This window comes from Methanocaldococcus jannaschii DSM 2661 (assembly GCF_000091665.1).
GTDB lineage: Archaea > AGJL01 > Methanococci > Methanococcales > Methanocaldococcaceae > Methanocaldococcus > Methanocaldococcus jannaschii.
The window spans coordinates 688,934-715,795 of sequence record NC_000909.1; the positions used below are offsets into that span (position 1 = coordinate 688,934).

The following is a 26,862-nucleotide window of genomic DNA, read 5'->3' on the forward strand; positions in this document are numbered from 1 at the left end:
CATTCTCATAGTCTTTGAATGTATCTTTTTTTGTTTAATGCTACTGCTATGCATCCAACGCCTGGACACGTTTTTGCCGCACTATCACATCTTAAAATAACTACCTTTGTCACAATATCACCAACAAATTTTTAATTATAATTTATAATTTATGATAAAAAACTAAAAAATAATAACCTTGTCATAAATCTTTCCATTGATTTTCTCAATTTCTTCATAAAACTTTGAAATATCTTTAGAGTTTCCTTCAACAACAAAAATCTCTACTTTAGCATTTTTCCCGCAAGATGTTGTTACATAAGCCTGATTCAAAGATTTTATAACTTTATTATGTTCAAAATACAACTTACTCATCTTTTCCAATGCTTCCTTTGTAGGATTATAAACAACTATTATAATCCCACTAACAGTTTCATTCTTATTTAATGGATTGTTTTCCAACACATACTTTCTTACAGCATCCCTAATTAACTCACTTCTACTCGAATAACCTTTCTTTTTAACAACTTCATCAATCTCTTTTAAAAGGAATTTTGGAAATGATATACTGATTCTCTCAACATTAACCATACTATCACATAAAAAACTATTTTTATTCTAACTTAAAACATTTATTGTAATTATATATAATTTCTTAAAAAGGGATGTGATAGAATGATTAAAGAAAAAAGAAAGGTAGAGGTTATTGGCTTAGAACTCCCAATTTTTAAAGGTGGAGAACAAATAAATTTATCTGAGTTGATAGCTCAATACCCAATTGAAGATGGAGATATTATTGTAATAGCAGAAACATTAATCTCAAAATTAGAGGGTGGAGTTATAGATAGGGATAAAATAATCCCTTCAAAAGAAGCAATTGAATTAGCCAAAAAAACTGGAAAAGACCCGAAGGTTGTGCAAGTTATATTAGATGAGGCTAAAGAAATAGTTAAGGTTGGAAAGAACTTCATTATAACAGAAACCAAACATGGATTTGTTTGTGCTAACAGTGGAGTTGATGAAAGTAACATATACAAAGGCATAAAAATTCTACCAAAAAATCCAGATGAAAGTGCTGAAAAGATTAGGAAAGAGATTGAAAAATTAACTGGAAAGAGAGTTGGAGTAATAATATCAGATAGTGTTGGAAGACCTTTCAGGAAGGGAGCTGTTGGAATAGCAATAGGAGTTAGTGGAATCTTAGCATTATGGGATAGGAAGGGGGAAAAGGATTTGTTTGGTAGGGAGTTAAAAACAACTGAAGTTGCCATTGCTGATGAGTTGGCAAGTATGGCAAATGTGGTTATGGGAGAGGCTGATGAGGGCATTCCAGTTGTAATAATTAGGGGGGCTAATGTGCCTTTTGGTAATGGGAAGGGAAGAGATTTAATTAGACCTAAGGAGGAAGATGTTTTTAGAAATTAATTTATATATTTTTATTTTTTAAGTTTAATGTTGGACTTTTGTGCAAAAGTCTAACATTGGTTAAAAATTTTCGGACAAAAATACATAAAATCGATTATCTTAAAGATATGAATATAAATATATTAAAAATATAGTATTATTAGAATTCTTTAACATGTTTTATAATATCTTCCAAAATCTTCTTCGCCTTCTCCAAATCATAATCAACAGTTGCCTCCAACTCCAAAAATAGAACTTGCAGACTTGGAGAATACTTACCCTTATTAATCAAATACTCCCTATACTCCCAAACTAATTTTTTAAATCTCTCAAGTTTTAACTCTTTAATACAATCCTTAGCATAATCCCAAACGGTAGATTTTCCTATGCCTAAAATATTACCAATTTCTCTAACAGAATAGCCCTCAATAATTAATTCATGAATCTTTTTAACAGTTTCATCATCAACTTTTCTCTTCCTCCCTCTCTTTGCATTCTCAACCTCTATAAAAATGCCTTTTTTCTTTAAATATTCCAGTTTATAAGCCATTTTTGGATGTTCATAAACAGACTTTGGAAGTTTTAGCAAAACCAAATCTTTTTCTCTCAGTTTTACAATCTTATTAATCTCATCCCATCTTGGAATCTTAGATATTTTTATCTCAATCATCTAAATCCCCAATATTTTTTAGAATCTCTTTTGCCAGTCTGCTTTGAGTGTAAGTTTCAATGTAGTTTATGTTCTTATGCTTGGTTATTTTTGCTAAGACTTGTGCTGGGATGCCATGTTCTCCCAAGTAAGTAACATAGGCATACCTCAGGGAGTGAGTATTAATTCCATAATTTTTATAAAGCCAAGCTCCAAATCTCTTAACAATCTTTTTCTTTGCTTTTAACTTTTCATCCATTGTTAGCTTTTCATCAATCTCCTTTTTAATGTCTAAAAAAACATCCCTAACCATTTCAATATCCTCTTTTTTAATGCATTTTGGTATAATCAGCTCTCTAAACTCCCAATCCTTCCTCTTCTGAGTCCTAACTTTAACAGTTATCCTCTCATTCCAATTAAGATTGTCTATATTGATGGCTATGTTTATCATCCCAGCTATAGCCTCCCAAATCCTACAACCATTCCTTAATTGGAATAAAAAAGTTATAAGATAAGCTATTCTCTTGTAATCATCTTCATAAAGTAATTCCTTGTTTTTCAATTTCTGCAAATCTTCTTTAAACATTTTATAGGTTTGTTTGTAATCAATGCCTTTATCCCATGTGCCGCTATGTTTTTTAATACTTTCAGAAGGTTTCGATAGATTCCAATCCCATATCATCATGTCACCAAAAATTTATTGTCAATTTAGCTAAATTTATATAGTAAGTTATCTAAAAAAGTTTTTAATTGTAATTTTATAAAATCGTAAGGTGAATAAATTGGTAAAGAAGGTTTATGGTGTTGGTGTAGGTGTTGGAGACAAAAAGCTATTAACATTAAAGGCATTAGAGGTTTTAAAAAAAGTAGATAAAATCTTTGTCCCAGTATCTAAAAAGGGGAAGAAATCTATTGCCTATGAAATTATAAAGGATTATGTTGATGGGAAGAATATTGAAGAACTTTTATTCCCCATGATTAAAGATAAAGAGAGGCTAAAAAAATACTGGGAAAATGCTTTAGAGAAGGTTTTAAAAGAAGATGGAGAAGTAGCTATAATAACCATTGGAGACCCTACATTGTATAGCACATTCTCCTATGTCTGGAAACTTTTAAAAGAAAGAGGGGTTGAGGTAGAGATAGTTAATGGCATTTCATCAATATTTGCCTCTGCAGCTGCTTTAAATATTCCATTAGTTGAAGGAGATGAAAAACTCTGCATTTTACCTCAAGGAAAGGATTTGGAAAAATATATTGATGAATTCGACACTATAATTATTATGAAGACAAAGAATTTAAATGAGAAGCTATCAGTTATAAAAAATAGAGATGATTATATAATTGGGTTGGTAAAGAGGGCAACTTTTGAAGATGAAAAAGTAGTAATTGGTAAGTTAGACGAAATCAACTTTGATGAATTTAATGACTATCTCTCCTTAGCTATAATAAAGAGGTTTAAGAGATGAAAATAATAAAAGCAGTTCCAGAAGAGTTTTTAAATGGATTGTATTTAATTCCAACTGACAGAGGGAATTTATTGGAATTAGATGAAAACGGAAATTTTGAGGTAGTTAATAATATAGCCATAATTAGGGTTTTAGCAACACCAAATTTAAAAAAGGCTATAGCCAAGATTGTCTATCAAATTAAAGATAAATACTACTTATTTAAAAATCATAAAAAAGCAAACTGGCTGAAAAATCTCTTAGAATATATGAACAATAAGATAGAGTTCGATAAATATTATAGAGCCAAAAAGGCATGGTATAGAGGAATAGGGGATTTATTTAGAAATATAAGAAAATGGGAATTTGAAAAAGTTGTTGGAAAGATAATCTCACTATTAAAGGTTTTGAATCCAATAGTTGTCTTTGATGTTCATGATATAAGAAAATGGCATTATAGGAAGAGTTTTATAAACTTTGTTAAAGAATTAAGGAAAAATAGTATAAGTGTTGTAATAAGATATCCAATTGACTGTCATGAAGAGATTAGGGAGATTTTTCCAGAAGGCATTTTAAATACAAAAGCAACCATAAGATACTTTGCAAAGGTTCATGGTTATTATATAAGCGATAGAGTGGCTGAATATCTCCTAAAAATAACCAATGGAAACTTAGAAACAATATATTTGATATTAAGACACTCAAAAAGAGAGATAAAAAATCTTAGAGAGCTAAAAATTCCATGGCTTAGGATTTTACCATATATAGTAGATTCGAAATATCGAAAATTGGTTGAAGTTATAATTGAACTAAGAAAGTTCAAAGTTGAAGATATTACTTATAAAGTTAATTACAAATTATCAACCATATACAGATATTTAGATGAGTTGGTTGAGTTAGGAATACTGACAAAAATAAAACATAAAGGCAAAGTAAGATTTAAAATAAGATTGAACAGAAATATTTTATTAACTCTCCTCAAAAAATCTAAAAATAACTATTTGCATTGGTTCTCTATTTTCTTGTTAGATAGCATACCTTGGGATATACAGATTTTCGAATTTTCGAAAAGTATATAATAATTAATAGTATTCATACTCAACTTAATGACAGTATTAATATTTATTGATTGTGTAAAGTTATGACAAAACTTTGTTTTCTTTTTTGGCATATAATTAATATTTTAAGAAACTTAATTTAAATATAAATTTCTTAAAAGGTTTTCGAATTTTCGAGTTACATGTATGTATATGCAGAAAATCTTCGCCTAACTTAAAAAATGGTTGTGAATATCGCAAGCACAACTATTATACTATTGTACTTTTTTTCACAATATAAGTTAAAATAGTAAAAATTTTTTATTTTATATTTTAATATTAATTATTGTAAAATATTTCCAATAAATATTGTTAAAAAATGTTATTTTAAAAAAATAAAAATAAAAAAACCATAATTAGCTCTAAAACTCTAACGTTATACGTTTATAATACAAAATAGTGTATAATATCCTTTACTCTAATTTTGCGATAATTCGTTTTTCAGAAAAAGTTGTCCATTCTGTTGGTCATATACATACATGCAACTCGAAAATTCGAAATTCGTTAATCTTGATTTTTCAATGTTTTATAGAGCCGTTTCAAATAATCAATGTGTTTGCATGTATCACTCTGACAGATAACACACCACCAATAGCCTTTATTGCTTCTAAAAACATCACCTAAATGCTCTCCATTGGAATCAAAGAATGAAAATACTATTCCTCCAAGTTTATCCTCTTTCCAGCTGATTTCAAACCCTATTTTATCCACTGGGTAATACTTAGTGGCAATTTTCTTTTTAGGTAATTGTTCGAAAACACTCGAAAAACTCAAATCGAATATTTCTGGAGCCAATCTTTTTAATATCGCCAATCCTTTTGATGTAAATGAATATAAAACTTTATGTCCCGCTCTTTCTCTCTTCATTATATTTAGAGCCGAACATAGCCTCAAAAAAGAGCTTGCAAGACCTTTCGATATATTTAAATTTTCTGCGAGTGATTGTGGATAGGTTGTGCCACGTATTAACACATAATGTAAAATCGCCTTTCTAAATATAGTTGATACTATTTCATAAGGCAATCTTTCCATATTTACACCCAGTATTCCTAATAACTATTATTGTTGTGATTTTGTTTTGTTGATACTCAATTATATTTGACATACTCGTTTATAAAACTTTTGATTCATGGGATTGTTTTAACCCCTATGTGTTGGGTGTAGTAATACTAACATTTTAAGAACGTCTCTTTGAGTATGTTTCTATATTGTACCAATATTTATCTCTTTCTATTATTTTGTTGTTATATGCTATTTTTTACTAATAATTCTTAGATTTAATATACTGTTAATTTACATATAATCTTTGATTCATAGTTTTTTATTGGTTATATTATTTGATTCACGATATCTTATTTTTAATATTTTGAAGCAATTCCTATGAGAAGAATTAAAATTAACTTTATTTCATTAGAATAATATATATATTATATTTAATTTCATTCAAGTTTATTTCTGAAAATAATAATCACTTATTCTATATGAAATATTGTTTGATTCATTAGATTTTTTAATTTTATTGTTTGATTCATGAGATTTTTAATAAACTTTATAATAAAACATTTAAATTTAAGAATAATTGATTCAATCTATCTTTCGATTTTTCGAAATCTATATAACGTTCTTAAGACAAAAGTTCGAAATCAATGGAAAATATTGTAGATAATTAGTAGATAATTAATTTAAATAAATTAATTTATATTTTATTGCGGTGGAAACATGGACCCAATAGAGTTTATACAAAAATCTGCAAGCTCTATAGCAAGCACCATGCATAAATTAAAATTAAAATACAATCCATTTTCTGAAAAGCCAATAAGGGGAAATACAAAGTTTTTTGTAGGTAGAGTTAGCGAGTTAAGGGAAATTGGAGAAATTTTAGGTTCTGCATTGCATGGTAGTGTTGCTAACGCTGCAATAGTTGGAACTAAGGGGATAGGGAAGAGTTCAATGCTAAACATCATATACTATGCAACAAAAAAGCAGGGACATTGGGTTGTTGAGATGACTGCCTCTCAGGTAACACCAAGGCAGTTTTTGATACAGCTCTTATACAATATATTAACTGAAAACATCATAACCATGAGTGGAACGATAAAATCTGATTACATGGAACATTCAAGTAGAATTTTAGATATGTATAGGAAGTTAAACAACTATGGGGATAAAGTTCCTATCCACTATCCAAGGGAGAGGATTGAGAGGGATTTGGAATATCTAATAAATGAAGTTAAAAGTCCTGATAAGTTATGTATAATTTTAATTGATGAAGCTGACCAATTTGCAAAAAAGAGCTGTTTAAGTTTATTACAATTTTTCCACTCGTTTTTGTATGAAGAGGGAATTTTAACGTTTATGGCTGGTTCTCCAACATTGATGGATGATTTAACAAAGATATCTCCACCAATAAAGGATAGAATTCCAAAAATAATAAATATGCCTCCTTTATCAAAAGATGAGTCCTATGATTTAATTAGAAGAAGATTGGAAGATGCTCATATTGATGGAGCAGAGGAGTTTGAGCCGTTTACTGAAGAGGCTATTCATAAAATTGTTGAAGAGTGTGACGGAATTCCAAGAAAGATAATAATGACATGCTCTGAATCAATATCAATAGCTATAAGAAAGGGTTTAACTAAAATAGATGAGAAGGTTGTTAAAGAGGCTATGCATTCTCTTGGCATTAGTGTAGGACATCAAATTCTAAACCACTTAACTCCTGCCCAATCAGAGATTGTTAGGGCAATGGCTGAGCTTGGAGGTTCAGCAACGGTAACACAATTAGCTGAATATTTAAAAAAATCACCAAGTACTATTGGAACTCATCTCTCTGACATCTATGAGATGGGATATATTTATAAAGAAAGGGAAGGAAACAACGTATATTATAAACTATCTAAAGAACTTAGGGATGTCTTAATAGGTGAAGATGATGAATTGGAGATGTGATGTTCAAAATTTTGAGCCAGATGTTAAAATATCATTAACAAGAGTTGGAGTTACAAATCTAAAAAAACTTGTTAGATTAAAGAGAACAAATAAAAGACCAATAATATTGTTATCTACGTTTGAGGTTTTTGTTAATTTGCCGAGTTCTCAGAAAGGAATACACATGTCAAGAAATCCTGAAGTTATAGAGGGAATAATAGATGAGGCTTTAGAGTTGGAGAGTTATGAGATGGAGACAATTTGTGAGGAGATAGTTAAGAGGTTGTTTGAGAAGCATGAATATGCCACAGAGGCAGAGGTTTTTATGGTTAGTGATTTCATGACTAAGGAGAAAAGCCCTATATCTGGGAAGTATTCCCAGGAGATTCACAAAATCATGGGTGGAGCTAAGGGAATAAAGAAGGATGATGAAATTGAATTAACAAAGATTGTTGGGGCCGAGGTTGTTGGTATCACTGCTTGTCCATGTGCTCAAAATTTAATAAAGGAGATATGTATTAAAAACTTAAAGGAAAAAGGCTTTTCTGATGAAGATATTGATAAAATATTGGATTCTGTTATATTTGCCACTCATAATCAGAGAGGAATTGGTAGAATTATATTGGAAGTTCCTACCGGATATGATATTGAGATTATGGATATCATAGAAATAATTAAAAAATCCATGAGTGCTGAGATTCATGGAATATTAAAGAGAGCTGATGAAGCTTATGTTGTTGAACAAAGCCATAAAAACCCTAAGTTTGTTGAGGATTGTGTTAGGGAGATGGCTAAAAGGGTAGTGGAGAAATTTAAACACTTACCAGATGAGACGAAGGTTTTAATTAGGCAGATAAATATGGAGAGTATTCATAGACATGACGCATTTGCTGAAAAGGTTGCTACATTGGGGGAATTAAGAAGAGAGCTTTTAAGCTATGAATAATTTCACGCTCTTTTTATTTAGCTGTTTATATTTTATAGGTGGTAATTTGAAAGCTTTGGTTTTAGGTATCAACACAAGGCCTGTAGTTAATTCTCTTAAAAAATTAGGATTTTATGTATATTCAGTCTCTTACTACGCCCCAGAAGATTTAAATGCTGATGAGAAATATTATTTGATAAATCCTTTAGTTCATGGAAGATTAAAAGAAAACTATGATGAAAACAAATTAATTGAAATAGCTAATAAATTAGCTGATGAAGTTGATTGTATCTTTATAACTTCAGGTGTTTTTGAATTCGAAAATTCGAAAATTCCAGGATGGGATAATGTTATAGGTAATGGGCCAAAAAAGATAAATGAAATCAGTAACAAATATAAAACATATAAGAAATTAAAAAATCTTGGTTTTAATATACCAGAAACTAAGAAAATAAACAATAAGACTCAATTATATAAATTTTTGGAAGAATTTAAAACCTGCATTTTAAAGCCTATCTACGGGAGTGGAGGAAGTATTTTAAAGATAGAATTAAATAACTTTGATGATGAGATAATTAATGAAATTAAGTTCCCAATTATTGCTCAGGAATATATTAGAGGGAAAAGTTTTAGTGCCAACTTTATAGGCAATACATTTATAACCTTTAACAAACAAATTATAATTAAGGGAATGTATGCTGGGAATTTAACTCCATATATTAATTTACCAAATAAGTTTGTTGAAATATTTGGTGAGGTTATAGAATCTTTTGAATTAAAAGGAATGAGTGGCATTGATTTTTTGATTAAAGATAATGGTCCTTATATTGTTGATATAAATCCTCGCATTTTAGGAACTTATGAGACCATAGAGATGAGTGCATCTCAAAATTTGGCAATGGTTTTGCTAAATAATAAGTATGCCAAGGAGATTAAACCAAGAAAAGTATATATAAAAAGAATATTGTTTGCTAAAGAGAAAATTATCGCTAATATATCAAAAAGGGACTTTATACATGATATTCCAAAGAAAAATGCAGTTATAGAGAAAGGAGAGCCTATAGCTACAGTAATTGCAAAAGAAAACATTAAATCAATAATAAACAGTGTTTATGAGGAGTGTGCAGAGTATGAGAAAAGAAAAGAAGATAGAGAGAATATATGAGATGCTAAACGACCCTTTGGTTCAGGAAGTTCTTTTTAATATATTTGAAGGAGATGAGAAAGGATTTGAAGTTATTGATGTTCTTTTAGAGAAGGGCGAGACAACAGAAGAAGAGATTGCTAAAGAACTTGGAGTAAAACTTAATGTAGTTAGAAAACTGCTTTATAAGTTGTATGATGCAAGATTAGTTGATTATAAGAGATGGAAAGATGAAGATACCAATTGGTATTCCTACACATGGTTACCAACACTTGAAAAACTTCCTTATGTTGTAAAAAAGAAAATAAATGAGTTAATTAAAGACCTTGAGAAGAAGTTGGAGTTTGAGAAAAACAACATGTTTTTCTTCTGTCCAAATTGTAATGTGAGATTTACATTTGAAGAGGCAATGGATTATGGCTTTTCGTGTCCAGGTTGTGGAAACATGTTGCAGGAATTTGACAATAGTGAATTAATTAAAGATTTAGAGGAGCAAATAAAATTTTTAAAGGAAGAATTAAAGAACAATCCTTTTTTGAAATAATGTTTTTATGGTGATTATATAAAAATTCCCGTCTGCGGAGTGGGATTATGGAATTTGAAAAAGCCCTTTCTATTTTAAAAAACTTATGCTCTGAGAATGTGGTGGAACATTGTTTAGCAGTTTCAGAGTATGCTTATGAATTAGCTTTGGCTATAAAAAATAAAGGTTATGAGGTTGATGTTGAACTTGTTAGATTAGGAGGTTTGTTACATGATATTGGTAGGAGTAGAACTCATGGCATAGAACATGGTGTTGTAGGGGCTGAAATTTTGAGAGAGTTGGGTTTTGATGAAAAACTTGCATTAATAGCTGAGAGGCATATTGGGGCAGGAATAACAAAGGAGGAGGCAATAGAACTTGGATTACCTCCAAAGGATTATCTACCAATAACATTGGAGGAAAAAATTGTAGCTCATGCTGATAACTTGATATTTGGAACTAAGAGGGTTGAGATAGATGATGTAATAAAAAAATTTGAAAAAAGATTGGGCAAAAATCATCCTTCAATTAAGAGAATTATTCTGCTAAATGATGAGATAAACAATCTTTTAAAATAATATTTATGAGAATATTCCTGGAGCGAATTTTAAGATTGTATAATATGCTAAAACACCGATTGTCATAGTTACTGCAGAAATTAGGAACATTCTCCCTATTTTTAAACCAAATATTGGAATTGCAAATAAAGCTCCTATAATTGCCGTTCCCATTTGCACAATTTCAAATCCTTTTGATATATCTTCTGGTTTAACTGGGGGTATTGGAGCTACTCCACTTAACATGCCTGATACTGCTATTAAATAAGCTCCCAATAATGCGGCAACAGCTGGAATAACTCCACATAATATAATAAAACCAATAGCTAAACCACTTGCTGTAACACTCAATAACTGTCTCTTATACATTTTAAAGTCTTCAAGAGTTTTAGCTAATATTTTTAGAGAATCTGACAAATCTCCTCCGTATTTCCTGTTTTCAATCATAATTCTTGCTAACATCCTTAATACTTTAGAATCATATAAATTGGATACAATTGTCATAGACTCTTCAAAACTTAATTTTTGGTTTTCCATTAAGTATAAAACTTTTCTAAATATATCGCTAACTTCCTTTATATTACTTTTAACAACTTCAAGTAATGCTTCGTTTATGGACCTTCCAGATTCGAGGGCTAATATCATAATATAAAGAGCTTGTGGAATGTTATTCTCAAGAGTTTCTATTTTATTTTCATATAAAATAGATGGAATGAACAATGCAGCTCCCACGTATATAACTACAAATATAATCATACTTTTTAGGGTTAAGTGTAAATAATATGATATTAGGAGAGGTATCGCAGCTATAATTATTAACAATAATATAAACTTTTTTTCGTCAAAATCCTTACCAAGTTTTTTAAAGAGTATAATATTCCTTTTTATTGTTCTTTTATATAGAGTTGTCAGGTATTTGGGCATGCTATCACATTAAATCATTTTTATTCTATTTTTAGTTTAACAAAAATTCCAAATATTAGTGTTAATAATGGACCAATTTTCAACAGTAGTAGGTTGATAGTGCTCAGTATTCCTGAAAATCCTTGATTACCTATCATAGTTGATAGTATCATTCCAGTAAAAGGAAGTATCAATCCAACACCAAATGCTAAGTTTCCTAAGTTCTGTATCATAAATTTTGATGAATCTAATTTAACCATAGACTCTCTAACTATGTCTTCATATAATTTTCCTAAAAGTAATGGTAGATTACCTTTGTTATAACCTACAATCATCTGGTCGTATAATTTTTTTAATATGGGAATTCTTGTTCTCATTTTAGCTCTTTCAAGAGCCTCTACTAAGTTGTAACCTCCTATATTGACATCCCTAATTATAGACTTTGCTTCAAATGCTACAACTCCGTACTCTCTACTTTTTGAAATAGATTCTAAAACTTCTGGTAGAGACGCTCCTGCTCTAAGTATTGATATCATATATATTAATGTAAATAAGATTTGAAGCTTTATCTCTCCCTTAAATAATATTAATCTAATTTTTGGATAAAATAGCGATAGTACTAATATAATCCCAGCACCTATCAGTCCATTAACAAATCCTTGAAGTAGGTTATTGTCCAAAAGTCCCATAAAAAGTAATGCCAAAAAGGTTATAATCATATAGATTACTACCTTTTTAAAGTAGGCTACTTCATCCTTAACTCCCATATATCTAAGTTCGTTTCTTGATGGAAATAAATTACCTTTAAATATTTTTGACAATGATTCTGCTGTTTTACCAACGATATCTCCTTCATATAGTATAAATTCATATTTTTCTATATCAACAAACTCTTCTGGTTCCATATAAACATCATAGAATTCAAGAACTTCTCTTTCTTTTCTTGATTCCTTCAACTCTTTTAAAGTTTCTATACTAAGTGGTCTTATACCCAACTTATATAATAGTATATCGATTCTTCTCTTTAGTTTTTCAAAAATTCCTTTCATTTAATTCACCAAGTAGGTAATATCATCTTATCGATCTCAGAAGTTTTTCTGGATCTACCTGGTACCTCATTATGTAATCAGAGACATTTTCAAGTTTTCTAATATTATTTTTGTACAAGTAACTTAAAACCTTTTTCCTATTTTCTCTGTCTCTTAATAATTCCTCTTTAGTAATCCCCGCTATTTCACAAACTTCTTCTTCCCACATACAAATTCCTCTTCTTTCTAAACTATCTTTTAAACCATTGTATTCGTAAAGGGTAGTTTTAGCAAATTCATGACCTTCACCACCACCTTTTACAATCTCTACAATTCCAAGAATCCTCCTAATCGTTTTTCCAGCTCTTCTAATCCTTTGCTGATTTATAATAAAATTTAATGCTGTTAACATAATCTTTGGAACATTCATTGGTGGGCTTGTTAATCTTAAAATGGCTTCATCTGCACTATTAGCATGTAATGTTCCAGAACAGTTTGAGACAGCAAAACCTTCGTTTTTTCCAGCGATATATGTGTGATTATCTTCAACTGTTAGGTCATATATGTGTCCATTATAATCAACGGTTTCTACTTTAATTACTTCATCTAAATTTATAGTGTTATTTTTTGGAATGTAAATATAATCTCCGACCTTTACCATTTCAGCATTTATTTCAAGAACTTCTCCTGTCTTTGATATATAAACAGGATGGTCGTGGGTTAGTGTAATCTCTCTCCTGTTTTTGGTAGTTATTTTAATCAATTTTCCAGAATATTTTTTTCGCCAAACTCTCAATATTCTTTTATCCTCAATAATTAATGATAATTTATTGAAACTTTTGATATATATGTTTTCGTTTCCAATATCTATCCACCCAAATCCATTATCTTCTTTTTTTATACTGTTTTTGTATTTTTTAAAGAATTTATCCACAAACTCTCCAATGTTTATTATATTCCCATCGGATAAATAAATAGGTTCATCATAAGCTAAAGCCCCATCGTGTCCAGTGTTCATAGCAACTAACAATGAATGAGCTTCTTTTCCTCTAACCTCTCCAACAAAAATCCTATCAGGTCTCATTCTTAGAGCGTTCTTAATTAAATCATCCATTGTAACTTCATATTCTGGCATTCCAGGTCTTGCAGGTCTTGTAACCATCTTTATAACATGCTTATGAGGAATCTGCAACTCTGGGGTGTCTTCAATAGTTATGATTCTTTCATTGTACATTGAGAATAGGGATAAGACATTCAATAAAGTTGTTTTTCCAGAACCAGTTCCCCCAGCTATTAAAGTGTTTGCAGGTTTTGCTCCAAAGTAACCCTCAACAGCTTGCCATAAAAAAGCGGCAGTGTCGATATCCAAAGTTCCAAAGTTTATTAAATCGATGACAGTTAATGGATTTTTTGAGAATTTTCTTATTGTTAATGTAGCTCCGTTCATAGTTATATCTGCTGTGGTAGCATTCACTCTACTTCCATCTGGTAGGAAAGCATCAAGCATTGGAACTCTTGAATCTATTGGTCTATTAACTAAATTTGCAATACTTTCAATAATCCTATCAACTTCATTTCTATCTAACACGATATTTGTTTCACACATCTGATGTTTTCTATGAAATACAAAAACTGGAACATTGTAACCATTAACCATAACCTCTTCTAATCTATCATCATTTAGTGGAACTTCTAATAAACCAAGCCTTCCAATTACTAAATAAAAGAATTTTGCTAATGAGTCGATATACGGAATAGCCAAATTATATCTCATGGAGAAATTTGTTAAATACTCTCTTATTTGGTCATATTCTATTAGACCCAAATCACTGATTTGAGATTTTATATGATTTAAGTGGTCTTTTGTAAGTTTTGAGAGAGACATATTAATTTTGTCAATTTCAGGGACTAAATAATAAATATAACCCTCCTCTCTTTTAATTACTACTTCCATTTCTATTTCATCAATTTTTATACTGTAAGTATCTAATATGGTTTCATCATTTCCAACTGTTGCCTTTTTATTAATAGTTGGATGGGGCTCTATAGGTTTGAGTTTAGTATCACTTGGAATCACTGTTTCAGATTTTTTTTCTTTTTCAATTTTTTCAGATTTTTTCTGTATTTTGTCTAATATCCCCATTACAAACCACCAGATTATTAATATTACGTAAAAATTAACAAAAATTAACTGATTTTTAATTATCAAGGTTTAACTACACAAAAAGTTAGCTAACTATTTATAATATCTACAGAGTTACATCAATATCCAAATGCTCGGTTAGTTCCTTGTATCTATTTCTTATTGTTACTTCTGTCACTCCAGCAACTTCAGCAACTTCCCTCTGAGTTCTTCTACAGCCAAGAAGAACGCTTGCTATATATATTGCTGCAGCAGCAACACCAGTAGGGCCTCTACCGCTTGTTAATCCTTTTTCAGCCGCTTGTTGCAATATCTGTATAGCTTTGGACTCAACTTCCCCAGGCAATCCAAGTTCAGATGCAAATCTTGGCACATAATCAATTGGATTTGTTGGGGTTAATTTTATATTTAATTCTCTCGCTAAAAATCTGTAAGTTCTTCCAATTTCTTTCCTATCCACCCTTGATGCTTCGGCAATTTCATCTAAAGTTCTTGGAACTCTACATCTTCTGCAAGCAGCGTATATAGCGGCTGCAACAACTCCTTCAATACTTCTTCCTCTTATTAATCCTTTCTCAACAGCCCCTCTATAAATTATAGCGGCATTCTCTCTTACATGTCTTGGTAGTCCGAGCTTTGATGTAATTCTATCTAATTCTGACAGGGCAAATGCTAAGTTTCTCTCTGCAGCATCACTGACTCTAATTCTCCTCTGCCATTTTCTTAATCTGTAGAGTTGGGCTCTCTTATTTGCAGATAAATCCTTTCCATAACTATCTTTGTTTCTCCAATCAATAACTGTTGATAAACCTTTATCGTGGATGGTGTTGTGTAATACAAATCCTCCAAATCCAGCAACGAAGTTTTCTGCATTTGGAACAGTTAAATCATAGGCATATCCACTGGTTGGCTCTACCTTATTAATCTCTTTAATTTTTAAGAATATGAAATCAGAGTTTATAAGTTTTTCGAGTTTTCTATTGGTATATATATTTGTTATTCTCCTTACCTCATAAACTTCAATATCATTTATACTCTTTTTATTAATGGTGGCGTTTTCTTTTATTTGTAAAAGTAAGAATATAACATCTTCAGCCAACTCCTTTGAGACAAATACTTTTGCATCTTTACCATTAAATATCCCATCTATGAATGATTTTTTTATTTCATAAGGAGATTTAAAGATTATAGAGGGAATTCTTTTATTCTTAACTCTCAATTTTTTTAGTAAATTGATAATTTTTTTATTCTTTACTTCAATTTGAATATTTAAATCTTTACTATAGATGGTTATATCCGAATTCAAAGATTTGAAATAATCAATTGTTTCATTTATAAACTCTTTTTCATTGTAATCATAAGATAATACAATTTTTTTGTCATCATAATAACCTTCCGCAATTATGTAACCCAATATTTTACTAAATTTTTTATCTATTTCAATATCTTCTTCAATATTCGGCAATTCTTTTGCTAAAACTAATATATCTCCAACTTTTAGCTCATCAACTCTTATTGGAACTACCTCATTATCTCTTATGGTAAAGACACTATGGCTTCTGGTAACTCTAACCTTTTTATTCCCTTCAACAACTATTTCAAACATCTCACTAACTGGATGCCTTGAAACCTCCGAAACAGGCATGAATTTAAATTTGTAATTGCTGTTAAAGGCAATAACTTCAATACCTTTACATTTTGCTATCTCTAAGATGCCCTCTCTTCTAATATTCTCTGAGTTTTCAATAATTTTATCTATAAGTTCTCCAATTTTAACAACTTTTATTTCTCCATTCTCTTTAATGATTATTGGTTCGTTGTAATCAACACTATAAGTCATAGGAGCTCCAACTCTACATCTTTTAATCTTTTGCTCATGGTCAAATGCCCTCCATTCTGGTCCAATATCAAATAATTTTTCTTTGATAACACATCCACATTTAGCACAGACTATTTCAGCCCTTTCATAATCTTTAACAACTTCTTTACTACCACAAATTGGACAAACAATCTCTTCCTCTCTAACATTTTCTTCTTTTTTTTCAGATTTTTCAACTTTTGTTGTGAGTTTTTTTTCTTTTGTTGTTTCATTTTCTTTGGTTTTGAGAGCCTCCATAAGCCACACCATTTAAATTTAATTTTTCTTCTCAGTATTTTTATATTTAGATTTATCGTTTTTTATATATGCAGTTCCAGAAACTTCTATATCTTTGTTAATAGGGAGTATTTTTATATAGGGCTTAGCAACTGGGCCAAAAATATCAACTACCTTACCAATCTTTTTGTTCTTAAAAATAACTACTGAACCAATCTTTATCTCTCTCTTTCCTCTGGCTATTAAGAAACCCTTTGGCGTTTTGTGAAGTATCTCTACTTTCAAATTGCTCCCYCTATATATGCTGATTTATCTTTATTCATAACTACTATATATAGTTTTCGAAAACTTTATATATATGTGGATTGAAGAGGTATATATACTTAATGAAAATACATTTAAATATATAAAACTGAAGTGAAAATATGGAAATCTTAGATTTAACTCAAACTCTAATCAATTTTCCGTATCCTGGAGACCCAGAACTGAGAATTATTGAGAAAAAGATAGATGGGTTTATAGTATCAGAAATAATCATGGGTTCTCATCTCTGCACACACATAGATTATCCAAAACATGTTGGATTGGAAAATAGGATTCCATTTAAAGATGGAATTATTAAGGGAAAAGGGTATTGCATATCTTTAGATGATTTTGAAAGAAATAAATTACCCGCATGTGACATTTTGTTAATCTATACCGGATTTTCAAAATATTGGGGTAGAGATGAATATTTTGAGAAAATTCCAGAAATACCATTTTTAGATGATATTATTAAAAGCAACATAAAATGTGTTGGTATAGATGCTTGCACAATTGGTGGATTTGAGGAGCATAAAAGGCTCTTATCCAATAATATTTTAATTATTGAAAATCTAAATGAAAATCTGAAGAATTTAGTTGGTAAGAGTTTTTATTTTTTAGGACTACCTTTGAAGATATTTGACATTGATGCCTCACCTATCAGATGTATCGCTATTTTATAGTCATTTTCAAAACTATTCACAATTTATTAAGGAATGGATATAAAAGCCCCTTGGTTTTTATAAATGCCTTTTAATACAGAACTTTTTAAAATGACTATGGATTTCTTTTAGCCTATATTTAATTTTTGATATTGGCTATTAAAAAATATAATATCATTGATAATACTTATTTATGGCTATTTACTACTTAGAACCAAATAGATAATTTTATATATTACCAAACATAACAATAATATTACCAAAGTCACTCACAATATTAACAAAAAGGTGAGAGGATGAAAATAGCAATCTTAGGAGCTGGATGTTACAGAACCCACGCAGCAGCAGGAATAACCAATTTTATGAGAGCTTGTGAAGTTGCTAAAGAAGTAGGAAAACCAGAAATTGCTTTAACACACTCTTCTATAACCTATGGAGCTGAGCTTTTACACTTAGTTCCTGATGTTAAAGAAGTTATTGTTTCAGACCCATGCTTTGCTGAAGAACCAGGATTAGTTGTTATTGATGAATTTGACCCAAAAGAAGTCATGGAAGCTCACTTATCTGGAAACCCAGAGAGCATAATGCCAAAGATTAGAGAAGTTGTTAAGGCAAAGGCAAAAGAGTTGCCAAAACCACCAAAGGCATGTATCCACTTAGTCCATCCAGAGGATGTTGGTTTAAAAGTAACATCAGATGATAGAGAGGCAGTTGAGGGAGCAGATATTGTAATTACATGGTTACCAAAAGGAAACAAACAGCCAGACATTATTAAGAAATTTGCAGATGCAATTCCAGAAGGAGCTATTGTAACCCACGCATGTACAATCCCAACAACAAAGTTTGCTAAAATCTTTAAAGACTTGGGAAGAGAGGATTTAAACATCACCTCATACCACCCCGGATGTGTTCCAGAGATGAAGGGACAAGTTTATATCGCAGAAGGTTATGCAAGTGAAGAGGCAGTTAATAAATTATATGAAATAGGTAAAATTGCAAGAGGAAAAGCATTTAAAATGCCAGCTAACTTGATTGGTCCTGTCTGTGATATGTGTTCAGCAGTTACAGCAACAGTTTATGCTGGTTTATTAGCATACAGAGATGCAGTTACAAAGATCTTAGGAGCTCCAGCTGACTTCGCTCAGATGATGGCTGATGAAGCTTTAACACAAATTCACAACTTAATGAAGGAGAAGGGAATAGCAAACATGGAGGAGGCGTTAGACCCAGCTGCTTTATTGGGAACCGCTGATAGTATGTGCTTTGGTCCATTGGCAGAGATCTTACCAACTGCTTTAAAGGTCTTAGAAAAACACAAAGTAGTTGAAGAAGAAGGAAAAACAAAATGTGAAATAATGTCTCAAAAGGAATAAATAAAGGGATAGGTAAAATTTAAATCAAAATAAATTGTAATTTAACTTAATTTCTAATTTTTTATTTTTTATAAGATAATTTTTCATTTTTTCTATAAAAATTCATTAAAAAATTTACAGGAAAATTGTTTCTTTTTTTGCAAAAAAATACATTAAAAATATTAAAGTCAGAAAATATTAAAAATTATTATTAATATTAATGCAAAATAAAATATAAAAGTGTGAAATATACTTATAAAATAAGTAAAGTAAAAATATCTGGTGATTTAATGGTATTTGGAAAAATTGAAGAAGAGTTTAAAGAATTTTTAGAAAGTAGAAGAAAATATAACGAATTTATAAAAAATGGGCTTATAGATGAAGATGAGGCATTAAAATTATTTAAAATAGACAATTGGAGAGATTATTTAAAGCTATTTGACATTGCCTCAAGGGTTAGGGATTATTTTAAGAAGAAGATTGAGATCACATCAACAATTCACATAACCAACATCTGCCATGTGAATCCTAAATGCTTATATTGCGGTTTTGCTGCCGGAACTTCAAAAGAGGGCTATTATGAGCCGTTTAGATTAACAGATGAGGAGATAAAAAAATCAGCAATAGCCATTGAAGAGAGTGGGATAAAAAGAGTTAGTTGCTCTTCTGCACATGGTTATCAAGGAAAAGAAGTAATAAGAGCTTTAAAGATAGTTAAAAAATACACAAACTTGGAAGTTTTAGTTAATGCAGGGGCTGATTTAACAGAGGAATCTATTAAAGAACTTAAAAAATATGGAATTGATACAATATGTTGTAATTTAGAAACAATAAATGAGAATCTTTTTAAAAAGGTTAAGCCGGGAGAGGAGTTGGAAGATAGAATAAGGGTTTGTAAATTAGTTAATAAATATGATATTGAGTTATCTACTGGCTTATTGATTGGTATTGGGGAGAGTTATGAGGATAGAGTAGAGCATTTATTTTATTTAAAAAATGAGTTAAATGTTGGGGAAATTCCAATAATGGGTTTCAACCCTTACAAAGGAACTCCTATGGAGAATCATCCAAAATGTTCTGCTTTGGAGCAGGCAAAGACGATAGCTATAACAAGGCTGATATTTCCAAATATAAGGATTACATCACCAACACCAACTATAGGGGCTGAGTTGGTGCAGTTTGCATTATTTGGAGGGGCGAGTAATGTAGCAACGGTTATTCCTAAAAATCATCCAATGAACGTAAAGGGAGTTGGAAATCCAAAAACTGGGAATTTGGAGGAAGTTGTTAAGATGATTATGGATTTGGGATTAAAGCCAAAGTTGGATTGGAGAAGGTATGAGAATTATTTGAAGATTTATGGAAAATAATAAGTGTGGAACTATGAGGGGAGAAAGTGTTTATTTAGCCTATCCATTTATCTTAGGTAGTGTAATATTTGTTGAATTTTTTATTTTTGGCTTAGTGTATCTAACATTCGGATTAGGTCTAAAAACAATAATCATAACTTCGGGAGTCATTTTGATATGTTTATTGCCGATTTCCATTATTTTAATTAGATTATTTATTAAATCAATTGCTGGAAAAAATAAAGGAAAATTAATTAAAAAATACACAAAATTAAAGATTTTAAATAAAAAATATAAAATTTTGAAAGTTTTATTGTTTATTGTTGGGATTAATTTTTATCTTTTTGGAAACTTAGTATCATTAAACATAAATCCATATACTAAATTTGTTTTATATTCGATTTCTGCGTTTTTTATAATTATTTCAATAGTTGTTGGAGATGTTATTGTAGAATTTTATGAAAATGGGGTTTTTATTAATCCATTGGGCTTTTATAAATGGGGGGAGGTTGGTAAAGAGGATTTAAATGATAGGCTGATTTTAAAGATTGATAAGTTGGTGATAGAATGCAAGAGGTAAATAAATTTTTTGGGGGTTTATAGCTGAAAGAAATCAAAAAGAGATAGTTTTGAATAAAACAGTTGATACGTGGAACTATGAAAATTGGAATAACAAAGATGTATAAAGAGATTGCTGATTTGATAGGTTTGGAAGAGTATGAGATAGTTAATCCCTACAATACCAAAGTTGATTGTGATTTTTTAATTATATCTAAGGGATATAAGGAGAGAGTTAAAAAGCTAAATCCAGAATCGGAGATTTTTGAAGTTAAATCAGCAACTTTTATGGATTTAATTAAGAGTTTAGAAGAATTAAAAAAATTAGGCATAGGAAAGGAAGGAAAAATAGATAAATCAATAGAATTCCTAAAAAATAAAGAAAAAGAAATAAAAAAATTGGTTAAAGATTTGAATGTAAAAGTTAATCCAAAAACAGAGTTTATTAGAAAGGTTGTTGAAGATTTAGGCTTAGAAATCTCTGATAATGGTATTTTAATAATTCCAGATTATTTGTTTGATGGGAAAAATATAGAAAACATTATAATCTTAAAAACACACAACTATGATTTAGGGTTAGTTGAGAGGATTGAAGATAGATATCTGCAAATTATACAATCGATTCAGAAATACCTCAATAAATAAATGCTAATGGAAGAGGCATCATCGAGTGAAACGAGATGAGTAATGAAATTCCAAGGGAATTTCATCTGATTGCCGAGCAAAGCGAGGCAATGCATCCATTTTGATCAACCTTTCTTAAAAGGTTGTTATAAATAAATTGAGGGATTTTTATGAGAGAACTCATTAAAGAGGCAGTTAATAGCTTAGATTCAGCATTAGAGCTAAGAAAACTGATTATAAAAAAACTAAATGAGAAAAAATTAAAAGAAAGCGACATAATTGAGATTGTTGATGCAGTTGATGATTTATCCTTGGAAGAGATTCAAAAATTGGGTAGTAATTTAAGAACATTCCCAATGGGGTGTGATTTGGTTGAGATTGCTGTGGGGCCGTGTTCATCATCATTAACATTAATTCAGTTTATTGAAAATTGTATATTAACCGATTATATGGGATTTCCAATTCATATATGCAGTTATGCGGTAGCAGATATTGCTGAAAAAGAGGGTTTAAAGCCAATAGAAGTTTTAAAAATGGTTTTAGAAAATGTTGATGTGCCAATAGATATAGACCACTTTGGAATGTATGGACCTATGAGGTTTCCAAAGGAGATAACTCACTGTTATGGGGATTGTTACTTTAAAGGACCACCATTTAAAGGTTGTCCAAGAAATAGAATTCATAAGAGATTGATAGAGAAGGAGAAAGAGCATGCAGATGAATTTGAAGATTGGATAAAGTTAGCATCAACCCTCTGTATAAATGTTGTTGAGGAGCAGGGTGGAGAGGAGCATGCAGCTCCGTTAGAAGAGATGAAGATTGTTGCAGAGACAGCTAAAAAGTATGGTAAGGGATTAGAAGGCATTTTCCACATTGGAGATGGATATGATGATTTAATAACTGGAATTAAAGCATGCATTGATTTAGATGTTGATGTGTTTGTTGTTGAAGGTGCTCCATTTAATAGGGCTAAGAATAGGTTGAAGGCTTTTGCTAAGGCTATAGCTGTCTCAAGGATTTTGGTTAAAGGAGGAGTTGTGGCAACAAATGGAGCTTATGAGGATGAATGCAGAGTTGGTTTAAGGAGTGGGCTAAATACAATATTAACTGGCTTTCCATTAAATCATCATGGGTATATGTGCGGCTATAGCCCAAAAACTGCAAAGAGAGGGAATTTTGGATTGAGAAGAGTTATGAGAATAATTAAAGAGGAAATAAGAGCAGGAAATGTCAATGCAACATTTATTGATAAAGATATGGTTAAAGCAATTGCCTTAGGAAATAGGTTTTTGAAAGGGAATATTTACCCTTACAGCATTGGAGGGTTTTATTTAGGAGATGCACACTGGGCGGCTATAAAGGAGAGTAATTTATGCAAAAAATTGAAGATAAATAAAACTATTGATGATATTTCAGCTGAAAAGGTTGGATTGATTGGGGGGAGATATATAAGTTGGGCAATTGCTGAAAAAGCAGAGGAGGTTTATATTTCAGATACTGATAGTTGGGTGGAGAAAGCCACTATCAAAATTTTAAATGAGGCAGGAATCAATGCTTATCCATGCAATGGAGATGATAAGAAGGTATTAGAGGCAGATAAAGCATATATAACAACCTTTATCCCAAATATTGCCTTGAAGATATTAAATAAGCTTAGAGATAGTAAGGTTGAGCTTTTGATTTAAAATTTTGATTTTGAGATGGTGAAGTTAATGGATATTGATGAATTTCTTAATTATCTATCTAATGCTACAAAGGAAAATTTTAAGAAAACCAAACACTTTGAAATTAGAATTGAACTTAGAGAAGATAATATACCAAATGAAGAAGAGCTATTTGAAATTTTAACTAAAAATAAACCAGTTGGGATATTAAAGCAGAAGGATGATAAATTTTTAAGGTATATTATGAGTTTGATGAAAAACATGATGTTGTTGTAGTTATGAGCATAAAGTCAATTGAACCATTGCAAATAAATTTAATTACAATATTTCCACAAGATAGAAAAAGGAGGGAAAAATAATGAAAGTTAAAATAGATTACGATTATGAAAATGATAATTTGTTAGTTTATAAAGAGGGGGCAAAATCTAAAAAAACTTTGGATTTAGATGATATTTTAATCGATTTTGATGAAAATGGTGATGTTGTAGGAATTGAAATTCTTAATGCTTCAAAACTATTTAACGTTGATAAGTATGATTTACTTAAAAATCTTATTAAATTTGAGGCAGTTGGTAAAATTACTAAGGATTTGATAACTTTAAACATAAAACTATATCTATTAAGAAGGAAAAAAGAAATTATTAAAGAATCAGTTGTTAAAGGACTAAATACTATTGGATTAAAAGAGGGAGAGGTTGTAATTGGGTAAATAAAATAAAAAAATAAAAATATAAGGGGTTTTTATGAATTGGAAGGGACATACAATCTTAGGAATTATCTTTGGATTGCCTTTTATCTCCTCACCAGAACAGATATTTTTAGCTTTAGCTGGAGCCTTGTATCCAGATTTAGACCATGATGTTAAGGAGGATATTGTTAAAAGAGGGCTTTTAATATCTGGAGGGATTGTTTTTATAAATATTTTACTGTATTTTTTTGATAAACATCTATTTAATGTTGATTTATTTATTTTGGGGGTTTTAATTCTTCTAATATACTTAATTCCATATTTTTCAGATCATAGAGGTTTAACACATACATTTTGGTCTCTGTTATTTGTATCCTCTATTTTGGGATATTTAGCTTACAAACTCTCATTTATCTCATCAGTTTTTGCTGGACTGATATCTCTATTAATGGTTACCAATGAGGTTTTACTTGGTAGAGTTATGATTTTTGCTGTGTTTGCATGGGCTGTTTTGGATATTTTAAATCCAAATATAAATGTTAATGGAGCTTTATACTATATACTACCAGTTGTTTTTGGATATTTATCTCATTTAGTTGGAGATACAATGACACCAGCTGGGGTTAGGGCTTTTTATCCACTATCTAACTATAAATTAAGAAAAAAAGAAGGGTATATTTTAGTGGCAATATGGGCTTTAATGGCAGTTTATGTTTGGAAATATATGATTTTATCATTACTTTGATAAAATGCAAATAAAAATAAATTAAATTTCATAGGATAAAAGTATCTCCTTAACTTTATTTATCTTCTGCAATTTCTCATCAACCTCTTTTTCATATCTGTCTAATCTCTCCCTAAATACCTTTATCCTTTTTTCAACTTCTTCTGGAGCAGGGCCCCCTATAACATCTCTCATCTTAACATTCTCATAAGGGTCTAATGCCTTTTTTATCTTCTCCTCATCAACTTTCAAATTGTATTTTTCTAAAACTTCATAGATAACTTCAATCATATCCTTTTTTTCTTCTATACTTCTTCTAACAACTTCTCCAACAATGCCATGTGCTGTTCTAAATGGAATTCCTGTCTCTCTAACCAAAGTATCTGCCAATTCTGTTGCAGTTGAGTAGTTTGCTTTAGCTAATTCTTCCATTCTCTCTTTATTAATTTTTATTGTTTTTAGCATTCCATGAACCATTTTTATTGTGTCTATTGTTGTATAAACGCTATCCCATAAATGTGGGCTTATTTCCTGTAAATCTCTATTATAAGTATTTGGTAGAGCTTTTAATATTGTTAATGCAGTAACCAAATTTCCATTTAATTTGGATAGCTTAGCTCTCGCTATCTCCGCCACATCAGGGTTTTTCTTTTGAGGCATTATTGAAGATGTTGAGCAGAACTCATTAGCAATCTCAATAGTTCCAAATTCATAGGTTGAGAATAAAATCAATTCTTCACAGATTTTTGATAAGTTTGTTCCTAATATTGCTAAGTCAGCCATTGTCTCTAATATAAAGTCCCTTGCTGAAACACCATCCATTGAATTCTCTATCAAAGCATCAAAGCCCAATAATTCTTTAGTTCTCTCCCTGTTTATCTTAAATCCAGTTGTTGCCATTGCTCCACAACCTAATGGAGAAATATTTATTCTTTTGTAAGCATCTAACAATCTTAAAATATCTCTTTCAATTGCTGAAACGTAGCTAAGCAAATGATGAGCAAAAGTTACTGGCTGAGCATGCTGTAAATGTGTATATCCAACGATTAATGTCTCTTTATGTTTCTCAGCTAATTCTAAAATATCTTTTAACATCTTAATTAAAGATTTAGCTATTATTAAGACCTTCTCTCTTAATGCAATTCTTAAATCTGTTGCTACTTCATCATTTCTACTTCTTCCAGTGTGCATTCTTCCTGCTACATCTTCACCAAGTTTTTTAATTAGCTCACTTTCAATGACCATGTGTATATCATCCAAGGAAGGGTCTAAGTTGAGATTTTCCATTCCTTTTTTATAAATCTCTTTTAACCCTTCAATAATCTTTTTTGCGTCTTCCTTTTTTATTATACCTTGTTCATAGAGCATTATTACGTGAGCTATGTCGCATAAGATATCCGCTTCAAAAATCTCCTTATCAAAGCTTAAGCTTGTTGTGTATTTTGCTACATCTTCTTTTATTGAATTTCCTAATCTTCCTCTCCTTAAGATGTTCATTATTTCACCAATGCATTTTAATCGTGTTTAAATAATATTGATTATGTTATATTTCATTTTTTGATATAAAATTATAAAATAGTTAAAAATAATTTACTTTTTTAAAGTTATAATTGTTTTATTATTAAAAATTCTAATAAGTTAAAAATTTTAACATATATAATTTACTATTTAACTTTAAATCATAATATATATAGAGGTTTTGTATTATTACATTTGTGAAAAATGTGGAAAATAATAGGGGCACCATACAAAAAATTAAAGAATAGTTGGCGATGACGCTCCCTATATGGAGCTGAGCCAGTGCCTACACAACCACCTTAAGAGGTGGCAATATGAAATTTTTAGAGAAGGGAGTATATAAGATTTTTGGGGCAGTGATTTTAGTAAGTATGATAGGGGCTTTAGTGGCTGAGCCAATAGCTTTGGGAGATGCTGGATTGTATTATCAATACTATGTAGGAGATATTGATACAGCTCAGCAGTGTTATCTTGTAGCTGCGGATTCAGCTATTACTGGAGCGGCTATTTCTGCTGCATTAGGTCCTGCAGGATTGGCTTCTGGAGTATTTACTGTTGTGTTTAGTACTACGGTATTAGCTTAAAAATGTTTTTCTTTTT

The 26,862-nt window shown here is 30.4% G+C and carries 28 protein-coding genes and 3 pseudogenes; 18 read left to right on the top strand and 13 right to left on the bottom strand.

What is annotated here, in order from left to right:
• Positions 1–5 precede the first annotated feature (5 nt).
• Both MJ_RS09710 and MJ_RS04090 read right to left on the bottom strand, forming a co-directional pair.
• A complete protein-coding gene (locus MJ_RS09710) occupies positions 6–113 on the bottom strand; it encodes a CGGC domain-containing protein (protein WP_244409495.1) in 108 nt (35 codons plus the stop codon).
• A gap of 49 nt (positions 114–162) precedes the next feature.
• Complete coding sequence (locus MJ_RS04090; protein WP_010870272.1) at positions 163–570, bottom strand: CopG family ribbon-helix-helix protein; 408 nt, start codon at positions 568–570, stop codon at positions 163–165.
• Between the two features lie 84 nt (positions 571–654).
• Here MJ_RS04090 and MJ_RS04095 point away from each other — a divergent pair, with 84 nt between their 5' ends.
• A complete protein-coding gene (locus tag MJ_RS04095; RefSeq protein ID WP_010870273.1) occupies positions 655–1,404 on the top strand; it encodes a coenzyme F420-0:L-glutamate ligase in 750 nt (249 codons plus the stop codon).
• A gap of 139 nt (positions 1,405–1,543) precedes the next feature.
• Here the strand turns inward: MJ_RS04095 and MJ_RS04100 are convergent, their stop codons facing one another.
• Entirely contained in the window at positions 1,544–2,053 is a 510-nt protein-coding gene (locus tag MJ_RS04100; RefSeq protein WP_010870274.1) for a helix-turn-helix domain-containing protein, read from the bottom strand.
• Positions 2,046–2,714, bottom strand: a complete 669-nt coding sequence (locus MJ_RS04105) for a tyrosine-type recombinase/integrase (RefSeq protein ID WP_244409499.1) — start codon at positions 2,712–2,714, stop codon at positions 2,046–2,048. Before MJ_RS04105 ends, MJ_RS04100 begins: the two co-directional genes overlap by 8 nt.
• Before the next feature lie 91 nt (positions 2,715–2,805).
• On the opposite strand from MJ_RS04105, the gene cobI reads away from it, so the two are divergent.
• Together cobI and MJ_RS04115 are read left to right on the top strand one after the other, a co-directional pair.
• Complete coding sequence (gene cobI, locus MJ_RS04110; protein ID WP_010870276.1) at positions 2,806–3,498, top strand: precorrin-2 C(20)-methyltransferase; 693 nt, start codon at positions 2,806–2,808, stop codon at positions 3,496–3,498.
• A complete protein-coding gene (locus MJ_RS04115) occupies positions 3,495–4,556 on the top strand; it encodes a Fic family protein (RefSeq protein ID WP_010870277.1) in 1,062 nt (353 codons plus the stop codon). Before cobI ends, MJ_RS04115 begins: the two co-directional genes overlap by 4 nt.
• Positions 4,557–5,078: 522 nt before the next feature.
• On the opposite strand, the gene MJ_RS04120 is transcribed toward MJ_RS04115, so the two are convergent.
• On the bottom strand, positions 5,079–5,606 hold the full coding sequence (locus tag MJ_RS04120) for a hypothetical protein (protein WP_010870278.1): 528 nt from the start codon (positions 5,604–5,606) through the stop codon (positions 5,079–5,081).
• Between the two features lie 687 nt (positions 5,607–6,293).
• Here MJ_RS04120 and MJ_RS04125 point away from each other — a divergent pair.
• The 5 genes from MJ_RS04125 to MJ_RS04145 are packed head-to-tail and all read left to right on the top strand — an operon-like array spanning position 6,294 to position 10,672.
• A complete protein-coding gene (locus tag MJ_RS04125) occupies positions 6,294–7,523 on the top strand; it encodes an ArsR family transcriptional regulator (protein ID WP_010870279.1) in 1,230 nt (409 codons plus the stop codon).
• Entirely contained in the window at positions 7,507–8,448 is a 942-nt protein-coding gene (mptA, locus tag MJ_RS04130) for a GTP cyclohydrolase MptA (protein WP_064496622.1), read from the top strand. The genes MJ_RS04125 and mptA overlap by 17 nt, the downstream gene beginning before the upstream one ends.
• Positions 8,449–8,494: 46 nt before the next feature.
• Complete coding sequence (locus MJ_RS04135; RefSeq protein ID WP_244409505.1) at positions 8,495–9,592, top strand: ATP-grasp domain-containing protein; 1,098 nt, start codon at positions 8,495–8,497, stop codon at positions 9,590–9,592.
• The gene (gene tfe, locus MJ_RS04140; protein ID WP_064496623.1) at positions 9,558–10,115 is read left to right on the top strand and encodes a transcription factor E; all 558 of its coding nucleotides are present in this window, start codon (positions 9,558–9,560) and stop codon (positions 10,113–10,115) included. Before MJ_RS04135 ends, tfe begins: the two co-directional genes overlap by 35 nt.
• 47 nt (positions 10,116–10,162) lie before the next feature.
• Entirely contained in the window at positions 10,163–10,672 is a 510-nt protein-coding gene (locus MJ_RS04145) for a TIGR00295 family protein (RefSeq protein ID WP_010870283.1), read from the top strand.
• A 3-nt stretch (positions 10,673–10,675) separates the two neighbouring features.
• On the opposite strand, the gene MJ_RS04150 is transcribed toward MJ_RS04145, so the two are convergent.
• The 7 genes and pseudogenes from MJ_RS04150 to MJ_RS04170 all read right to left on the bottom strand — a co-directional run bounded on the left by MJ_RS04150 (position 10,676) and on the right by MJ_RS04170 (position 17,105).
• Positions 10,676–11,575, bottom strand: a complete 900-nt coding sequence (locus MJ_RS04150; RefSeq protein WP_010870284.1) for a type II secretion system F family protein — start codon at positions 11,573–11,575, stop codon at positions 10,676–10,678.
• 20 nt (positions 11,576–11,595) lie between these two features.
• Positions 11,596–12,603, bottom strand: coding sequence for a type II secretion system F family protein (locus MJ_RS04155; protein WP_010870285.1), 1,008 nt, complete (start codon positions 12,601–12,603; stop codon positions 11,596–11,598).
• A 22-nt stretch (positions 12,604–12,625) separates the two neighbouring features.
• Positions 12,626–14,725 carry an intein-containing protein gene (locus tag MJ_RS04160; RefSeq protein WP_064496624.1) on the bottom strand — a complete coding sequence of 700 codons (2,100 nt, stop codon included), beginning with the start codon at positions 14,723–14,725 and terminating at the stop codon, positions 12,626–12,628.
• Positions 14,726–14,831: 106 nt separating this feature from the next.
• A pseudogene (locus tag MJ_RS09715) lies at positions 14,832–15,551 on the bottom strand (transcription initiation factor IIB); the annotation flags it as partial.
• Between the two features lie 6 nt (positions 15,552–15,557).
• Positions 15,558–16,565, bottom strand: a pseudogene (locus tag MJ_RS09720) (transcription initiation factor IIB); the annotation flags it as partial.
• Positions 16,551–16,841, bottom strand: a pseudogene (locus MJ_RS09725) (TFIIB-type zinc ribbon-containing protein); the annotation flags it as partial. The pseudogenes MJ_RS09725 and MJ_RS09720, both read right to left, overlap by 15 nt.
• Before the next feature lie 18 nt (positions 16,842–16,859).
• Positions 16,860–17,105, bottom strand: a complete 246-nt coding sequence (locus tag MJ_RS04170) for a Gar1/Naf1 family protein (protein WP_010870288.1) — start codon at positions 17,103–17,105, stop codon at positions 16,860–16,862.
• Positions 17,106–17,245: 140 nt separating this feature from the next.
• On the opposite strand from MJ_RS04170, the gene MJ_RS04175 reads away from it, so the two are divergent.
• From MJ_RS04175 to MJ_RS04215, 9 genes are all read left to right on the top strand, one after another.
• Positions 17,246–17,806, top strand: a complete 561-nt coding sequence (locus tag MJ_RS04175; protein WP_010870289.1) for a cyclase family protein — start codon at positions 17,246–17,248, stop codon at positions 17,804–17,806.
• A 275-nt stretch (positions 17,807–18,081) separates the two neighbouring features.
• A complete protein-coding gene (gene hmd / locus MJ_RS04180) occupies positions 18,082–19,158 on the top strand; it encodes a 5,10-methenyltetrahydromethanopterin hydrogenase (RefSeq protein WP_010870290.1) in 1,077 nt (358 codons plus the stop codon).
• A 269-nt stretch (positions 19,159–19,427) separates the two neighbouring features.
• The gene (gene hmdB / locus MJ_RS04185) at positions 19,428–20,507 is read left to right on the top strand and encodes a 5,10-methenyltetrahydromethanopterin hydrogenase cofactor biosynthesis protein HmdB (protein ID WP_064496625.1); all 1,080 of its coding nucleotides are present in this window, start codon (positions 19,428–19,430) and stop codon (positions 20,505–20,507) included.
• A gap of 13 nt (positions 20,508–20,520) precedes the next feature.
• A complete protein-coding gene (locus MJ_RS04190; protein WP_244409507.1) occupies positions 20,521–21,066 on the top strand; it encodes a hypothetical protein in 546 nt (181 codons plus the stop codon).
• Positions 21,067–21,143: 77 nt separating this feature from the next.
• Positions 21,144–21,689: a hypothetical protein gene (locus MJ_RS04195; RefSeq protein ID WP_064496626.1), complete on the top strand. Its 546-nt coding sequence runs from the start codon at positions 21,144–21,146 to the stop codon at positions 21,687–21,689.
• 149 nt (positions 21,690–21,838) lie between these two features.
• On the top strand, positions 21,839–23,353 hold the full coding sequence (hmdC, locus tag MJ_RS04200; protein WP_010870294.1) for a 5,10-methenyltetrahydromethanopterin hydrogenase cofactor biosynthesis protein HmdC: 1,515 nt from the start codon (positions 21,839–21,841) through the stop codon (positions 23,351–23,353).
• 27 nt (positions 23,354–23,380) lie between these two features.
• A complete protein-coding gene (locus MJ_RS04205) occupies positions 23,381–23,608 on the top strand; it encodes a hypothetical protein (protein ID WP_244409508.1) in 228 nt (75 codons plus the stop codon).
• Between the two features lie 82 nt (positions 23,609–23,690).
• Positions 23,691–24,041 carry a DUF2283 domain-containing protein gene (locus MJ_RS04210; RefSeq protein WP_010870296.1) on the top strand — a complete coding sequence of 117 codons (351 nt, stop codon included), beginning with the start codon at positions 23,691–23,693 and terminating at the stop codon, positions 24,039–24,041.
• Positions 24,042–24,075: 34 nt separating this feature from the next.
• On the top strand, positions 24,076–24,765 hold the full coding sequence (locus MJ_RS04215) for a metal-dependent hydrolase (RefSeq protein WP_010870297.1): 690 nt from the start codon (positions 24,076–24,078) through the stop codon (positions 24,763–24,765).
• Positions 24,766–24,786: 21 nt separating this feature from the next.
• On the opposite strand, the gene argH is transcribed toward MJ_RS04215, so the two are convergent.
• Positions 24,787–26,241: an argininosuccinate lyase gene (gene argH, locus MJ_RS04220; RefSeq protein WP_010870298.1), complete on the bottom strand. Its 1,455-nt coding sequence runs from the start codon at positions 26,239–26,241 to the stop codon at positions 24,787–24,789.
• Between the two features lie 335 nt (positions 26,242–26,576).
• On the opposite strand from argH, the gene MJ_RS04225 reads away from it, so the two are divergent.
• Positions 26,577–26,846, top strand: coding sequence for a hypothetical protein (locus tag MJ_RS04225; protein ID WP_010870299.1), 270 nt, complete (start codon positions 26,577–26,579; stop codon positions 26,844–26,846).
• Positions 26,847–26,862: the final 16 nt, after the last annotated feature.

What these genes read in the sequence shown, in the direction of transcription:
- MJ_RS04205 (WP_244409508.1), top strand. Translation starts at nt 23,381, where the DNA reads ATGGATATTGATGAATTTCTTAATTATCTATCTAATGCTACAAAGGAA.
- MJ_RS04125 (WP_010870279.1), top strand. Translation starts at nt 6,294, where the DNA reads ATGGACCCAATAGAGTTTATACAAAAATCTGCAAGCTCTATAGCAAGC.
- MJ_RS04225 (WP_010870299.1), top strand. Translation starts at nt 26,577, where the DNA reads ATGAAATTTTTAGAGAAGGGAGTATATAAGATTTTTGGGGCAGTGATT.
- MJ_RS04145 (WP_010870283.1), top strand. Translation starts at nt 10,163, where the DNA reads ATGGAATTTGAAAAAGCCCTTTCTATTTTAAAAAACTTATGCTCTGAG.
- MJ_RS04090 (WP_010870272.1), bottom strand. Translation starts at nt 570, where the DNA reads ATGGTTAATGTTGAGAGAATCAGTATATCATTTCCAAAATTCCTTTTA.
- MJ_RS04155 (WP_010870285.1), bottom strand. Translation starts at nt 12,603, where the DNA reads ATGAAAGGAATTTTTGAAAAACTAAAGAGAAGAATCGATATACTATTA.
- MJ_RS04190 (WP_244409507.1), top strand. Translation starts at nt 20,521, where the DNA reads ATGAGGGGAGAAAGTGTTTATTTAGCCTATCCATTTATCTTAGGTAGT.
- tfe (WP_064496623.1), top strand. Translation starts at nt 9,558, where the DNA reads ATGAGAAAAGAAAAGAAGATAGAGAGAATATATGAGATGCTAAACGAC.
- hmdC (WP_010870294.1), top strand. Translation starts at nt 21,839, where the DNA reads ATGAGAGAACTCATTAAAGAGGCAGTTAATAGCTTAGATTCAGCATTA.
- MJ_RS04100 (WP_010870274.1), bottom strand. Translation starts at nt 2,053, where the DNA reads ATGATTGAGATAAAAATATCTAAGATTCCAAGATGGGATGAGATTAAT.
- MJ_RS04210 (WP_010870296.1), top strand. Translation starts at nt 23,691, where the DNA reads ATGAAAGTTAAAATAGATTACGATTATGAAAATGATAATTTGTTAGTT.
- hmdB (WP_064496625.1), top strand. Translation starts at nt 19,428, where the DNA reads ATGGTATTTGGAAAAATTGAAGAAGAGTTTAAAGAATTTTTAGAAAGT.
- MJ_RS04095 (WP_010870273.1), top strand. Translation starts at nt 655, where the DNA reads ATGATTAAAGAAAAAAGAAAGGTAGAGGTTATTGGCTTAGAACTCCCA.
- mptA (WP_064496622.1), top strand. Translation starts at nt 7,507, where the DNA reads ATGAATTGGAGATGTGATGTTCAAAATTTTGAGCCAGATGTTAAAATA.
- MJ_RS04120 (WP_010870278.1), bottom strand. Translation starts at nt 5,606, where the DNA reads ATGGAAAGATTGCCTTATGAAATAGTATCAACTATATTTAGAAAGGCG.
- MJ_RS04115 (WP_010870277.1), top strand. Translation starts at nt 3,495, where the DNA reads ATGAAAATAATAAAAGCAGTTCCAGAAGAGTTTTTAAATGGATTGTAT.
- MJ_RS04175 (WP_010870289.1), top strand. Translation starts at nt 17,246, where the DNA reads ATGGAAATCTTAGATTTAACTCAAACTCTAATCAATTTTCCGTATCCT.
- MJ_RS04215 (WP_010870297.1), top strand. Translation starts at nt 24,076, where the DNA reads ATGAATTGGAAGGGACATACAATCTTAGGAATTATCTTTGGATTGCCT.
- MJ_RS04160 (WP_064496624.1), bottom strand. Translation starts at nt 14,725, where the DNA reads ATGGGGATATTAGACAAAATACAGAAAAAATCTGAAAAAATTGAAAAA.
- MJ_RS04195 (WP_064496626.1), top strand. Translation starts at nt 21,144, where the DNA reads ATGAAAATTGGAATAACAAAGATGTATAAAGAGATTGCTGATTTGATA.
- MJ_RS04105 (WP_244409499.1), bottom strand. Translation starts at nt 2,714, where the DNA reads ATGATATGGGATTGGAATCTATCGAAACCTTCTGAAAGTATTAAAAAA.
- MJ_RS04150 (WP_010870284.1), bottom strand. Translation starts at nt 11,575, where the DNA reads ATGCCCAAATACCTGACAACTCTATATAAAAGAACAATAAAAAGGAAT.
- argH (WP_010870298.1), bottom strand. Translation starts at nt 26,241, where the DNA reads ATGAACATCTTAAGGAGAGGAAGATTAGGAAATTCAATAAAAGAAGAT.
- hmd (WP_010870290.1), top strand. Translation starts at nt 18,082, where the DNA reads ATGAAAATAGCAATCTTAGGAGCTGGATGTTACAGAACCCACGCAGCA.